Here is a 13,718-nt window from a genome sequence, read left to right as displayed (position 1 = left end):
AAACAGGATCTTCCATGATGGATAACCGTTCTCGCGACGAAGCCGCGCAATGGTTTGTACGCCTGCAAGACGCCGAGTTGAGCGTCGAAGAGCGCCAACGTTTCGACGCCTGGCGCAATGAATGCCCGGAGCACCAATACGAATTTGACCTGCTGCAAGGCGTGTGGAGCGCCACCGACCTGTTGCCCAAGGCCCGTTTGCAGGCCCTGTGCGATGAGCCGGTCGAGCGCCCCGAGCGCCGGGCAATCTTGCGTTATGGTATCGCCGCCAGCGTGGTCGCCGCTGCCTTGGGGTTGGGACTATTCAGCGCGCTTGATCACACCAAACCCTACAGCGCCGAGTTCAGCACTCGCCCGGGCGAGCATCGTCAGGTGGCCTTGCCCGACGGTTCGATGATGGACCTCAACAGCCGCAGCGTCGTCGCGGTGCACTACGAAAAGGGCCGGCGCGGTGTCGAGCTGAAACAGGGCGAAGCCATGTTCAGCGTCGAACATGACACCCGCCGTCCCTTTATTGTCGCTGCCGGGGCCGGGCGGGTGACGGTCACCGGCACGCGTTTTGATGTGCGCCGCGATGACGACCAGACCCGCGTGGTGGTCGAGGCCGGCACGGTCAAGGTACAGGGGCGCTCGTCGGATCAAATCGTCACGCTTACGGCGGGGCGGGGCACGCATGTTGATCCTCGAGGGCAAGTTGCAGCGGCGTATGCGGTGAATGCCGATGAGCTGACGGCCTGGCGCACCGGCAAGTTGGTGTTCAACAACGCCACCCTCGGCGAAGTGGTGCGGGAGGTATCGCGCTACCGCGAGCAACCGTTGCGGGTCAATACCGCTGCGGTCAGCAACCTGCGCCTGACCAGCGTGTTCAAGTCCAGCGACACCGACGCCTTGCTCAAAGCCTTGCCGCACATCCTGCCGGTCGCGGTGCGCGCCTTGCCGGATGGCAGTCAAGAAATTATTTCACGCTGAGATTCAGGTTTTTTTCGAGTTCTACGTCTTCTTCTGCAACTGCAACTGGTTTGCATTAACAGTCGCGCACTCTTGCGATCACAGGACTAGGTTCGACGTGAAAAAACTCGCCGTGTACAACAATAAAGTGAGCAACACTAAAATCGCCTGCTGGGCTCCACTCGCCCTGGCACTGGCTGTCAGCGCCGCGTTGCCTGCAGCCTACGCTGCCGATGGCATCCATATTCGGGCCCAGCCGTTGGGCGCAGCCTTGAGCCAGTTGGGCCAGCAAACGTCCCTGCAAGTGTTTTTCAGCCCTGAGATGGTTGCGGGCAAACAAGCCCCTGCGGTAGATGGCAATGTCTCGCCCGAACAAGCACTGGGCCAATTGCTGCACGGCAGCGGCCTGGATTATCAGATGGACGCGGGCTCCGTGACCCTGCGCCCGCAGAGCAACGGCACCGGGGAAGCCGGCTCGCCGCTGGAGTTGGGCGTCACCGACATCAAGGTGGTCGGCGACTGGCTGGGCGACGCCAATGCCGAAGTGGTGCAGAACCACCCCGGCGCGCGGACGGTGATCCGCCGCGAAGCAATGGTGGAGCAGGGCGCGATGAACGTCGGTGACGTATTGCGCCGCGTGCCTGGCGTACAGGTGCAGGAAGCCAACGGCACCGGCGGCAGCGACATTTCCCTGAACGTAGGCGTTCGCGGCCTGACCTCGCGCCTGTCGCCACGCTCCACCGTACTGATCGATGGCGTGCCGGCGGCATTCGCCCCGTATGGCCAGCCACAACTGTCGATGGCACCGATTTCCGCCGGCAACCTGGACAGCATCGACGTGGTGCGCGGGGCCGGCTCCGTGCGTTATGGGCCACAGAACGTCGGCGGTGTGATCAACTTCGTGACCCGCGCCATCCCGGAAAAATTCTCCGGCGACGTCGGCACCACCCTGGAAACTTCGGCCCACGGCGGTTGGAAACACATTGAAAACGCCTTCGTCGGCGGCACCGCGGACAACGGTATCGGCGCAGCGCTGCTGTATTCCGGGGTCAAGGGTGATGGCTATCGCAGCAGTAACAACAGCAACGACATCGACGATGTGATCTTCAAGACCCACTGGGCACCGACCGATCAAGACGATTTCTCGCTGAACTTCCACTACTACGACGCCAGCGCCGATATGCCCGGCGGCCTGACCCAGCAGCAGTTCCGCGCCAACCCGTACCAGTCGGTGCGTGACTGGGACAGCTTCAGCGGCCGGCGCAAGGACGTGTCCTTCAAGTACATCCGTCAGATCGACGACCGTACCCAGGCCGAAGTGCTGACTTACTACTCCGACAGTTTCCGCGGCAGCAACATCGCCAACCGCGACCTGAAGACCATCAGCTCCTACCCGCGCACCTACTACACCTTCGGCATCGAGCCACGGGTGTCCCACGTGTTCGACGTGGGGCCGAGCACCCAGGAAGTCAGTCTGGGTTATCGCTACCTCAAGGAAGGCATGCACGAGCAGGCCACCAGCCTCAACCTGGTCAACAACGTACCGACGCCGGGCGGCCAGAACGACGGGCACGTCTACCAGGACCGCACCGGCGGCACCGAGGCCAACGCCTTCTATATCGATAACAAAATCGATATCGGCAAGTGGACCATTACCCCGGGCATTCGCTTCGAAGACATCAAGACCACTTGGCACGACCGCCCGGTAGTCGCCTTGAACGGTGTGCGCACCCAGGAGAAAAATCGCGAGGTCAGCAACAACGAGCCGCTACCGGCCCTGAGCGTGATGTACCACGTCTCCGACGCCTGGAAACTGTTCGCCAACTACGAAACGTCCTTCGGTAGCCTGCAATACTTCCAACTCGGGCAGGGCGGTAACGGTGACCAGACCGCCAACGGCCTGAACCCGGAAAAAGCCAAGACCTACGAAATCGGTACGCGCTACAACGACAGCGTCTGGGGCGGCGAAGTGACGCTGTTCTACATCGACTTCTCGGATGAGCTGCAATACGTCAGCAATGACGTGGGCTGGACCAATCTGGGTGCCACCAAACACCAGGGTATCGAAACCTCGGCCCACTATGACCTGTCGCACCTGGACCCACGCCTCGACGGCCTGACCGCCAGCGCCGGTTTCACCTACACCAAGGCCACCTCCGAAGGCGATGTACCGTTCAAGGGCCGCGACCTGCCGCTGTACTCTCGTGAAGTGGCGACACTGGGCCTGCGTTACGACATCAACCACTGGACCCATAACCTGGACGTCTATGCCCAGTCCGGTCAACGCGCGCCAGGCACCGGCACCACTTACATTACCCAAGGCACCGCCGATGGCCAATACGGGGATATCGCGGGTTATGTGTCGGTTAACGTGCGCAGCGGGTATGACTTCGGTGCGCAACTGTCGAACCTTAAACTGGGTGTGGGTGTGAAAAACGTCTTCGACCAGCAGCACTACACACGCTCCAGTGACAACAATTCCGGCTTGTACCTTGGCGAGCCGCGTACGTTCTTCGTACAGGCAAGCGTCGGGTTCTGACCGGCCGTTGAAATGAAACATCGCAGCTCACGGGCTGCGATTTTTTTGCCTGTTTACCCAGCGGCTACCCACTTGCGTACGGCCTGCGCAGGAACTGTTTTCGCGCGTTTGCCACACAGCCTATAACCAGAGGATTTGATCGTACTGGTCGCTTTTCAGACGCTGAGCCAGGGCCCAGACATGACTTCAACTTTGTTTCAATCCGGCCAATCCGCTGGCCGTGGCGCCTTCCACTGCCGGCATATCCTTGCTCGCTCAACATCGGTAAACGTGGACGGGGCATCAGCAGCGCTGCGCAAGGTGCACGCCACCGAAGCGCTGCGAGTGAAAGCCTTTGTGGGCCAGCGCAAATTCCAGGCCCCAGTCGCCGATGATTTTATCCGTGGCCTGCTTGCGCCGGGGCATGCAAGCCAGCCGGATGCCAAGGGGTTGAGGCAAGCCCATTGCATGTGGGCCGCGCTGACCAATGGCCTCGCCGCCTGGTGGCGTGGGCAAAGGCCAGCTTTAACCGGCGTCTCAGGGTCTTTTTACATGCTGTTATGGGTATTCGCCCGTTGACCGGAACTATTGCACGCCACTAACCACATATCCGCTGCTTGCTGCCCAGGCATCAATTCGATGATTGGGGGCACCTTAATGGTGACTTTCAGGCAAGTACAGATCTGCAACAGGTGGGAGATGACGTATGAAGATTGATGGTGCAATACCGTGCGGGCAGCCAACGACGATGGGCGGGCCAGAGGCCCGTTGGGTTTCGCCGCCACCCGTTTTTCATCCTCCTTGCGACGCGCAATACGCAACGCCGGATGTGCCGGTACGACGGCCTGCGTTGTTGCGCGCAGGCCTGTCTTCGCTGCGCCACCAGACGCTGCAGAATGCACCCACTGCTCGCGCGAACACCACACCTCCCGGTCCGACCTCGACGGATAGCCAATTGGCGGGCGAGTTGGAGAGACACTTTGGCGACCTGCATGCGTTCTTGAAAGAAGGTCGCTTGACGCAGTCGTCGCTGCGCCAGATCGCAGCGCAAGCGTTGACGGGAGAGTAATGTGCGGGACCGTATGATTCTGGTGATCAGGGAAATTCTCAATCGCCCGTCGCTGAACGACGCGATCATCGATTGCACGGGGTATATCACCCGCGACAGCTTGAACGCCGCCGCCGCCGCATTACGGGGCAACAGCTCCTCCAGCGCCTTCAGCCAGGACCCTTTTCATGGCCAGGGCAACACCGAGGTCGTGCAGGCTTTACAAGGCTATTTCAAACCATTGAGGGACACGTCCAAAGACCGCACGGTGTTTTTTGAAACCGTTGAATATCTGGACATTGCACTGCTTGAAACCGTGATGAATGACCCCGACGACACCGATTCACGGGGCATGCCCATTCTGGAGGCCGCCACTGGGTTACCCAGGAAGAAGTACAGCGAACACTGCGTGTACACGGCAAAAAACATCATTGAGCGCCCGGGTTTACTACGCTCATTGGAGCGCGCCAATAACACGCGTATGTTTGGTCGCCCCAGGCACGAGGGATGGCTTTGCAACAAAAGCCTGGAGCGCTGGCTGGAGCAGTACGCGACACACAAAGCCAGGTAACCCCCTGGCCTTGTGCGGTGAGCGGTTTACACCTTGAGAATTTTGCCGCTGATAGCCACGCCGGCCAGCAGCATTGCAATCAGCACAAAGGCGGTGCTCAAGCTGCTGCCGTGAGCGATAAAGCCGATGACTGCAGGGCCGGCGAGAATGCCGGCATACCCCAGGGTGGTGATGGCCGGCACCGCGATATGTTCCGGCATGACCTTCTGTTTACCGACGGCGGTGTACAGCACCGGCACGATATTCGAACAACCGGCACCTACCAACGCATACCCCAGCAATGCAGTTTCCCAGGCCGGGAATAACGTAGCGAGCAACATGCCGGCAGTGGCCAGCGTGCCGCCAATCACGATCACCCGGGTGGCGCCCAGACGTCGAACGATGGCATCACCAGTCAGGCGCCCCGCAGTCATGGTCAAGGCGAACGCCGCATAACCCAGGCCGGCATAGGCTTCATCGAGGCCGCGCTCGGCGCTGAGGAACACTGCGCTCCAATCCAGCACCGCACCTTCGGCCAGAAATACGATGAAACACAGGCAGCCGATAAACAGCACCACACCGTGCGGTACAGCAAACGCCGGGCCCGAGCTTTCACTGCCGTAGGGCAACAGGTGTGGTCCGGCTTTGAGCAGTGCCGCCGCCATGATGACGATCACCACGAGTGTTGCCTGCAGCGGCGACAGGCCCAGCCCCAGCAACCCGGCCACGCCCGCCGCGCCGACAATGCCGCCCAGGCTGAATAAACCGTGGAAGCCCGACATCATGGTTTTGCCACTGGCGCGCTCAACGATTACCGCTTGCAGGTTGACCGTCGAATCCACGCTGCCCAGGCCTGCGCCAAACAGGAACAGCGCGGCCATCAGCAATGGAATCGAACTGACTGTGGCGAGCATTGGCAGCGCGAGGCAGATCATGAGGGTGCCGGCCGTCAGTACGCGTCGGCAGCCATAGCGTGAGGCCAGGGCGCCCGCGACGGGCATGGCGATAATCGACCCAACCCCCAGGCACAACAGCAACAGGCCCAGTGTGCCGTCATTGAGATTTGCGCGCGCTTTGGCATACGGCACCAGCGGCGCCCAGGCTGCGATGCCGAAGCCGGCGATGAAAAAGGCGATACGGGTCGACATTTGCTCCAGCCGCCCGGGAACCACGGGCGCTGGGGTGGGGATGGCAGTCATGAAAAATCCTTGGTTTTGCGTTCAACGAACGATGTCCGGCGCGACATCCTTGCACATCAGGCCCTGTCGAGCGAGCCGGGTTCCCTTGGCGATGGGGATTGGCGCGCAGGTGGGGAATTTATTTTTATAGCCTTGGAACGCACTCAAGGGCCGCGACCACACAAAGGCTATCGAGTCTTCAGGCGGTGGTCTGGAAGGTGCGTAATCTGCGCGAGAATGGACGAACCCCAGCTATCTTGCGTTGGATTACCACCTTCCAGCTCACTTCCCACGGGACGACCGTTCTGTAATACGCTGCCGCCAAGTGTGTATGCAATTGGACGGATGAGCCGATGAAGATTTTCAGTCAGGTAGCGATATGACCCTGTTCTACGACGCACGGGGCAATATCTATGGCGTGGTCTGTCCGGGCTATTTGCGCAACCGAGGCATTGACGTGCCCGAGCGCGCCGACCTGGCCGCGAACACACGCAAGGATTGGGCTTCGTCGGCTATCGCGTCTGAATGTGGATGGGGCGCGTTGCCGCGTGCAGCGGATGCCAAGGCACACCGCTGCGATGGTTTATTGGTCGGGCCCTTCCAGTCGGCGCCGCCGTTTGACGTACTGATCGTCAATACGGACGGCTCACTTGCCGAGCGCAGTGGTAATGGACTGACGATTTTTTCTCAGTCACTCACTGATCAAGGCTTGATGACTCAAGGCTGTGAGTTGCGGGTGCATCACGACAACGCGGATACCGCATCACCCCTTGCGACCTATGTGGAACCTGCGGTCTACGAACAGCTTGCAGGATTCTGGCTGGCCCTGGGACAGCCGGAGTTTGGGCCAGCAGCGGTGGGTGCTTGCGGTATCGATTCGGTTGCCATGGGCGCGCGCGAATTCAGTCACGTCGACGCGCTGGCGGCGATCAACCGGCACTGGGCACAAAGCCAGTTTGTCCGTGTCGGTAATCCCCATTGCGTCACGCTCGTCGAGCAAACCTCGGTGTTACCTGACAATCAGTCGATGCTCCACCCCTCACTGTTTGAGCCGTTGCAGGCGATTGCTTTTGCGCCACCAGCCGGGCGCGGCCAACCATGTTTGGCCGGGGTTAATCTGCAATGGGCCGCTCGGTCTACAGGCAATCAGCTTATCGCACGCGTGTTTGAGCGGGGTGAGGGGCCTACCGCGTCCTCCGGGACCAGCGCTAGCGCGGTGGCATGCGCAGCGTGGCGGGCGGGCTGGGTCGAGGCAGGGGACGTGGCGGTGGTCATGCCGGGTGGCACGGCGCCAGTACGGTTGCAGAGTCAGGGTGAAACGCTGCTTAGCGTCAGTTTGTTCGGGGCTGCACGCCCGCAAACCTGAATTTGGAAGTGCAGCTGATATCTTTAATAAGTGCCAGCTGTTTCCTTGTCTGTTAGGTAATTTTGTAGAGTTAGTGTGGGAGTGTTCTCGTTGTTGGAGGAGGGTAACTAATCGTTTGTCTTATTTTGTAAAAGACACTTCCGGCTACACCGTACGAAACTTCTTTTTTATCTTTTAAGGGCCTCTTTTCGCCTGGAATCGCTAAGCTTCAACGCATTCAGGCGCTTTTTCCCGGCAGTTAAATCAGCATCCGAAGGGAGAAAGCCTTTCAATCAAATCATTGATGATGGGTAACTTGCGGATGGTTGATACGTTTGCTGTTTCACGTTTCAAATTGATACTTCCAGAAATAAACAACGACTTTCAGGTGCTGGCGTTCAAAGGCCGCGAAGTCGTTGATCAACCCTTTTTCATTAAACTGCAATTAGTCAGTGAAAATCCCTCCCTGGATCTGGAGGCGCTGCTCCACCAGCCCGCCTACCTGGACTTCGGCGAAGCCGATGCCGGGCTGCACGGGCAGGTCTACGCGGCCGGCCGGTATGACCCGGGCGTTCGACTCACCCGGTACCATCTCACTCTGGCCCCCCGCCTGGCGTGTCTTGCCCATCGGCGCGACCAGCGGATTTTCCAACAACGCAGCGTGCCGCAGATCATTGCGGCGGTCCTTGAGCACCATGGCATCTTTGCCGACGCCTATGCCTTCGAACTCGGCCCTGTGGTCTACCCGCCACGCACGTTCTGCGTGCAGTACGCGGAAACCGATCTGCACTTTATCCAGCGGTTGTGTGAGGAGGAGGGCATTCATTACCATTTTCGCCACAGCCCGAACAATCATCTGCTGGTGTTCGGTGATGACCAGACTGTGTTTCGGCGCTTGGCGGCGCAGCGCTTTTGCTCGACGGGCGAGCTGGCAGGCGAAGCGAGAGCGATCCGGCGTTTCGACCTGTGCCTGGAAACCCGCACTCGGCAAATGGTGCTTCGCGATCACGACTTCCAGCATCCGTCGCTGCGTCTGCAAGACACGGCCGGCCCTGCATCGGCGCAACCCCTCGAAGACTATCGTTATCCCGCCGGTTTCACCGCTCATGCGCGGGGCCGGCAATTGGCGCGTCGTGGCTTGGAGCGACATCAAAGCGACCGTCATCGCGCACTGGGCAAGAGCGATCAACCGGCGTTAAGCAGCGGCCATTTTCTTGAGCTGTGTGAACACCCCGATCCTGCCTGCAACGACTTGTGGTTGCTCACCTCGGTGCGCCATGAGGGCTATCAACCGCAGGTGCTGGAGGAAGCGGTGTTTGCGGCTGACACATTCCAGGGGTATCGCAACCGATTCACCGCAACACCCTGGCGCGCAGCGCACAGGCCGCCCCTCAAACACCCGAAGCCGACCATCCAATGCAGCCAAACCGCCACTGTGACGGGGCCGGCAGGCGAGGAGGTGCATTGCGACGCCTATGGCCGGGTGAAGGTGCGTTTTCATTGGGACCGCCTGGACAACACCGACGACAAAAGCAGTTGTTGGGTGCGGGTGGCATCCGGTTGGGCGGGAGATGGCTTTGGCGCAATGCTGATTCCGCGCGTGGGCATGGAGGTATTGGTGACTTTCCTGGAGGGCGATCCCGACCAGCCGTTGATCAACGGTTGCTTGCCCAATGCATTGCACATGCCTGCTTATCCTTTGCCGCAACACAAGACGCGCAGTGTGTTGCGCAGCCGCAGTTCCCAGGGCGGCGCGGGTGCCAATGAGTTGCACCTTGAAGACCGCCACGGCGAGGAACTCATCTACCTGCGCGCCCAACGCGATCTGGAGCAACGGGTGGGCCATGACAGCCGCTTGGAGGTGGCCGGAGAGCGCCGTGAAATCATTCGGGGGTTAAGCACGGTTCAGTTGGAAAGCGGGGAGTATCGATCCATTGCGGGTGATCGCAAGGTCGAGCTCAAAGCGAGCGATCATTTGCACGTGCAAGATGACAGCCAGACACATATTGGTCAGTCCATGGTCATCGAGGCTGGGCAGCAGATCTACCTCAAGGCAGGCGCCAGCCTGGTCATCGAGGCGGGTGCGCATCTGAGTTTCAAGGCCGGGGGCGAGCACCTGCTGATCCAGGCGGGTGGCATTTTCAGCAGCAGGCCAATTACCGTCGGTGGCTTGCCTCCCGTGACCCGGCCAGCGAACCCTTTGTGGGCAGTGGGTGTACCGAATATCTCGGCGGCGCAGGGCGCCATTCTGGACATGGCCCGACAGTTGGGCGCGGACTTCTGCCCGGTGTGTGAGCAATGCCGCGAAGGCCGTTGCACTGTCACGCAGAGGGCCGCGTGATGCCGAGTGAGCCAGGCCAGTGGATGGCCCAACAGCACCAGGCGGGGCACCGACTGTGCTTGATCCTTGACGGTAACCACGACGCACGCCAATCGCTCTTGGCGGGCCGCAATCTGTCGCAGTATTGCAGCCTGTACGGTGAAACAGCCGTGGCCGAGCTGGCAGCGGCAGGTCCCGTTATTCTGCTGCTGGAGCAGGTGGGTGAGCCCGCGCTGGTCGACCTGTTGCAGTATCCAGAGGCGAACTGGGGCTGGCTGGGCAGCCTGTCCGACGATGACCTGTCTGGCGTGGTCCGACACTGGCGCGACCGCCTGGTAGTAGGGGCGGTTGGAAGCCAGACCCTGTATCGCTTTCAAGATAACCGTACCTTGGCCCGCGCTCTGGCCCATCTGCCGAACGAGCATTGGCCAGCGTTCCTCGGCCCACTGATCAGTGTGTGCTATTGGCACGACGGCCATTGGTGCCAGAGCGAAAACCCGGCGCCCGGCGAGTATTCGGTCCCTGTACCTGCACCTTGGTTGAACACGCCCAACCCCCAGGCCGAAGTCATCCTGAACGCCAATATCCTGCGCTACCTGCTGACCGAACACAGCGAAAGCCTCGCCGCGCTGGTTGAATTCCAAGACCCCCGGGTCTGGCTGGACCAAGTGCTGCAACAAGCCCGTGCCTGGCAATGGCGGGAGCCGCAGCAGCTCGAATTTTTGGTCGTGCACAGGTTGGAAGAGGCGACGCAAAGCAGCGTGATTCGCTGGCAGCCGATGGTGGGCGAGGCGCCAGGTGATCATTTTGAACGGGTGGTGGAGCAGTGGCGAAGGTTGGGAGATACGCATGAGTAGGTTGATACACAGCGTTTGGGTTGCGCTTGGAATGGGATGGCTGTCGGGGTGTGCGGTGGGGCCGGTTGATCGCTTTACGCTGGAGGTGGATTTACCGAAGCAATTTCGATTCATCGGCGCGGCTAACTATAGGCCCGCCAGAGGGCAACTTTGCACGTTGCCGCAACGTCGAGGCAAACGGCCTGAACGCAAGATCTTTATTGCTCAATACAAACCAGAGGCCGAACGGGTGAGCTATGACTTGCCGTTGACTGAAACCATCGAGGGATGCCCTTCGGTGCTGCAGAGCGTGGAGTTCAGCTTTTATGCGAAGTGGGGCGTGCGAGACACTGATGTTGGTGGGGATTTTGGGACTATCTACTTTGCCGACCCTATAGAAAGTGAGGGGGTGGCGGGGATGCCGGAGTTAGGTGTACAGGAATTGCCTGGGCAATGTCAGTGGTTTTTCAGGACGGTAGGCCCCATGCATGTGATCAGGAAAATCATGCAATGCAGATCGTTGGACACAATGGGCCAGCGGCAGAAATCGCTTGCGGGTGGTGTTGTACAAAGAGATCCGTTAGCTGGAAAAAAACTAAGGCTGACGCTTACGGTTACAGAAGAGGAGGAGCCTGCTTTTGACAGACGGTGGATAGCGGTACCGGGCGGTTGGAAACGCTGCCGGGGGAAAAGCTTTGAAGATTTGGTCGGAGTTTGCGGCCGCAATATTCAGGAATTTAAACCCATAACGATGCCGGATGGACGTACTTGCGATGTCTATCCAACGTGCAATTAACAAGGAGTTGATTGATGAGGCAGGAAGCATGGAAGCAACCTTTTTTCAATAGCAAGATGCCTGTTTGCGCGTTGAAAGGGCATTGGGCGAGCTTTTGTCTGGTCGATGAAACGGGCAGTGGGGAGGCTTACGGCGGACTCGCATACACGATTCGCGACAGTGCAGGTCATCAGTACAACGGAAGGTTGACTGGGGAGGGATACGCCAAGCTACAAGGGTTTTACTGTGGTCCCATCGTTCTTATTCTGGAGGGGCTATATTCTGGGGAGCAGCAGCCGTATCTTGAATTGAGTACGCGTAGAGCTTACAAGTTACCTATCACCGAACTTCAAATCCGCGCCGAAAAAACACGCTTTTCCGCCGCTGATGGCCAACGCATTGAGGGTAATCCTGCACAGCACCACGCTGACCGGTTTTATCAGGTTGAAGTGCGCGACCTGGTCCGGCATGTCGCCCACCTGCCGCCGTTAGCGCCCAGAACATATCAACCTCAACGCCATGCGCTAAAAATGATGGCCGAGCTGGGATTCGGGCCGCCCCAGCCCACTTTGTCAGGCGTCGTTCTGTTCCCTAACCTGCACACTGTTCTTGAAGTGCGACCTTTGCGTGCCCTGCGCCCGATCTTATCCATCGATGATCGGTTTTGTGCCCTGAACCTTTACCAACTGGCGCTGATGTCCACGTTGAGTTATTGCGATTTTGGCCAGGAACCTCCAAAGCAGCCGGTGGATCAAGTCAGCTTCCCTCTGGACCCCAGCGTTGGGAATGTATTTGCAGAAAAACTATCGGGGTTTCAGCAAGCCTGGAAGATAGACCGTGAGCAGGTTCAGCGTTTCTACCCCTTATATGAGGAGGTTCCATACTCTCATCGTTTTGAGATTGTGCCCTTCGATCCGGAGCTGTACCCCCAGAACCGTCAGGAGCTTGGCGAGGCACAGGAGCACCCGGCACGCGTGCACTTTTTTGATGATGAAGCACACGGCACGGATACTCAGGCGTTTATCAGTCATCACAATGAAGTGATCCTGATCGCTGTGCGAGGTACCGCCAGCGGTGCCGACGCACTACGAGACGCAAATGCCCACCAAGTGCCATTTTTCGAAGGTGTTGGCAAAGCCCATGAAGGCTTTTACCAAGCCTATCGAGCGATGCGAGATTTCGTTTTGCACTACCTCGACCTGTTCCACAGCGGCCAGCGTATTGTGATTTGCGGCCACAGCCTGGGAGGCGCCATCGCTTTGCTGCTGGCAGAAGGGCTGCGCCGAGTTCCCGGGTCGCAGTACAACATCCTCCTCTACACCTATGGCGCGCCCCGCGCCGCCGATTCGGAATTCGCTGACGGTGCCTCATCCCTGATCCACCATCGCATCGTCAACCACAACGACCCGGTCCCCAGTGTCCCCGCCACGTGGATGAACACCACCGCCAAACTGTGGGTCCCGGGCGCCGTCACGCTCTTCAGTGCTCCCGCAGCAGGCGGCCTGCTGTTTGCGGCAGGCCTGGTACGCGTGGGGGGCAATCCTTACCAGCATCACGGCGAACAACAGCACTTCATGCCGATCAAACTGCCGGACGGTACGCACTCCTCGGTGTTATGGACGCCCGGCTGTGAATCCATCCTGGAGGCCGGCTGTAACCGCGCGTTGCAACTGCATGGCGATATGCCGGGCCGCGACAACCTGTTGAAACAACTGTTCCAGGCGAACCAGCATTTCATGACCGCCAGCTACATCCCGGCAGCCTGGGCCACCTTGCGTCGCTGGCAACAAACCCTGGATAGCCAGGGGCCTTTGGTCACGCCAAGAGAGTTTGAGTTACTCGACCTTGCGCTCGAAACCATGACTCGACAGTTGCGCAACAAGAACCGCGAACTTGAGCGTCGCCGCCCTGCGAACCAGCGCGGCTATGGACATGAACACAACCAGGCGCTCAACGCAGAAATTGACCGCCTGCACACCAGCCGTCGCCGTCTGGAATCCTTGCGTTGGCGCCGCCTGGAAGCGCGTGACGTGTATGGAAGTCACGCTCAATCCAGCCAGTTGCAGCCCAGCCTGAAACGTTGGTTCAGCCACCGGGAAAACCGTGAATTAGCGCAAATCGCCAGTATTCCTGCGCCCATTCAAAGCAGCCCGTTGAACCCGCAACCGTTGGATATCGACTCGATCGTCTAGTGGTCGGTT

General features: G+C 59.5%; 11 protein-coding genes. 10 read left to right on the top strand and 1 reads right to left on the bottom strand.

Annotation, left to right across the window (positions count from 1 at the left end; all coding sequences use genetic code 11):
* Positions 1 to 14: 14 nt before the first annotated feature.
* The 5 genes from ACDZ94_RS14815 to ACDZ94_RS14795 all read left to right on the top strand — a co-directional run bounded on the left by ACDZ94_RS14815 (position 15) and on the right by ACDZ94_RS14795 (position 5,084).
* Positions 15 to 968, top strand: coding sequence for a FecR family protein (locus tag ACDZ94_RS14815; RefSeq protein WP_432750372.1), 954 nt, complete (start codon positions 15 to 17; stop codon positions 966 to 968).
* A gap of 97 nt (positions 969 to 1,065) precedes the next feature.
* Positions 1,066 to 3,486: a TonB-dependent siderophore receptor gene (locus ACDZ94_RS14810; protein WP_432750371.1), complete on the top strand. Its 2,421-nt coding sequence runs from the start codon at positions 1,066 to 1,068 to the stop codon at positions 3,484 to 3,486.
* A gap of 180 nt (positions 3,487 to 3,666) precedes the next feature.
* Entirely contained in the window at positions 3,667 to 4,044 is a 378-nt protein-coding gene (locus ACDZ94_RS14805; RefSeq protein ID WP_237140896.1) for a hypothetical protein, read from the top strand.
* Between the two features lie 127 nt (positions 4,045 to 4,171).
* Positions 4,172 to 4,534 (top strand): hypothetical protein, encoded by a 363-nt coding sequence (locus ACDZ94_RS14800; protein ID WP_156526268.1) that lies wholly within the window; start codon positions 4,172 to 4,174, stop codon positions 4,532 to 4,534.
* A gap of 1 nt (position 4,535) precedes the next feature.
* Positions 4,536 to 5,084, top strand: coding sequence for a hypothetical protein (locus ACDZ94_RS14795; RefSeq protein ID WP_064451735.1), 549 nt, complete (start codon positions 4,536 to 4,538; stop codon positions 5,082 to 5,084).
* A gap of 26 nt (positions 5,085 to 5,110) precedes the next feature.
* On the opposite strand, the gene ACDZ94_RS14790 is transcribed toward ACDZ94_RS14795, so the two are convergent.
* Entirely contained in the window at positions 5,111 to 6,262 is a 1,152-nt protein-coding gene (locus ACDZ94_RS14790; RefSeq protein ID WP_432750370.1) for an MFS transporter, read from the bottom strand.
* A gap of 358 nt (positions 6,263 to 6,620) precedes the next feature.
* On the opposite strand from ACDZ94_RS14790, the gene ACDZ94_RS14785 reads away from it, so the two are divergent.
* The 5 genes from ACDZ94_RS14785 to ACDZ94_RS14765 all read left to right on the top strand — a co-directional run bounded on the left by ACDZ94_RS14785 (position 6,621) and on the right by ACDZ94_RS14765 (position 13,709).
* The gene (locus ACDZ94_RS14785) at positions 6,621 to 7,607 is read left to right on the top strand and encodes a diaminopimelate epimerase (RefSeq protein WP_432750369.1); all 987 of its coding nucleotides are present in this window, start codon (positions 6,621 to 6,623) and stop codon (positions 7,605 to 7,607) included.
* A gap of 301 nt (positions 7,608 to 7,908) precedes the next feature.
* On the top strand, positions 7,909 to 9,927 hold the full coding sequence (gene tssI / locus ACDZ94_RS14780) for a type VI secretion system tip protein TssI/VgrG (protein ID WP_432750368.1): 2,019 nt from the start codon (positions 7,909 to 7,911) through the stop codon (positions 9,925 to 9,927).
* On the top strand, positions 9,927 to 10,763 hold the full coding sequence (locus ACDZ94_RS14775) for a DUF4123 domain-containing protein (protein WP_432750367.1): 837 nt from the start codon (positions 9,927 to 9,929) through the stop codon (positions 10,761 to 10,763). Before tssI ends, ACDZ94_RS14775 begins: the two co-directional genes overlap by 1 nt.
* Positions 10,756 to 11,538, top strand: a complete 783-nt coding sequence (locus ACDZ94_RS14770; protein ID WP_432750366.1) for a hypothetical protein — start codon at positions 10,756 to 10,758, stop codon at positions 11,536 to 11,538. Before ACDZ94_RS14775 ends, ACDZ94_RS14770 begins: the two co-directional genes overlap by 8 nt.
* Positions 11,539 to 11,552: 14 nt before the next feature.
* The gene (locus tag ACDZ94_RS14765; protein WP_432750365.1) at positions 11,553 to 13,709 is read left to right on the top strand and encodes a lipase family protein; all 2,157 of its coding nucleotides are present in this window, start codon (positions 11,553 to 11,555) and stop codon (positions 13,707 to 13,709) included.
* Positions 13,710 to 13,718: the final 9 nt, after the last annotated feature.

This window comes from Pseudomonas sp. UBT (genome assembly GCF_050915955.1).
Taxonomy (GTDB): Bacteria; Pseudomonadota; Gammaproteobacteria; order Pseudomonadales; family Pseudomonadaceae; genus Aquipseudomonas; species Aquipseudomonas antarctica_A.
This window is presented reverse-complemented; position numbering and strand designations above follow the sequence as displayed.

Excerpts from the sequence above, each read along its gene's own strand:
- ACDZ94_RS14815 (WP_432750372.1), top strand. The coding sequence starts at position 15 with ATGATGGATAACCGTTCTCGCGACGAAGCCGCGCAATGGTTTGTACGC.
- ACDZ94_RS14805 (WP_237140896.1), top strand. The coding sequence starts at position 3,667 with ATGACTTCAACTTTGTTTCAATCCGGCCAATCCGCTGGCCGTGGCGCC.
- ACDZ94_RS14800 (WP_156526268.1), top strand. The coding sequence starts at position 4,172 with ATGAAGATTGATGGTGCAATACCGTGCGGGCAGCCAACGACGATGGGC.
- ACDZ94_RS14790 (WP_432750370.1), bottom strand. The coding sequence starts at position 6,262 with ATGACTGCCATCCCCACCCCAGCGCCCGTGGTTCCCGGGCGGCTGGAG.
- ACDZ94_RS14785 (WP_432750369.1), top strand. The coding sequence starts at position 6,621 with ATGACCCTGTTCTACGACGCACGGGGCAATATCTATGGCGTGGTCTGT.
- tssI (WP_432750368.1), top strand. The coding sequence starts at position 7,909 with ATGGTTGATACGTTTGCTGTTTCACGTTTCAAATTGATACTTCCAGAA.
- ACDZ94_RS14775 (WP_432750367.1), top strand. The coding sequence starts at position 9,927 with ATGCCGAGTGAGCCAGGCCAGTGGATGGCCCAACAGCACCAGGCGGGG.
- ACDZ94_RS14770 (WP_432750366.1), top strand. The coding sequence starts at position 10,756 with ATGAGTAGGTTGATACACAGCGTTTGGGTTGCGCTTGGAATGGGATGG.
- ACDZ94_RS14765 (WP_432750365.1), top strand. The coding sequence starts at position 11,553 with ATGAGGCAGGAAGCATGGAAGCAACCTTTTTTCAATAGCAAGATGCCT.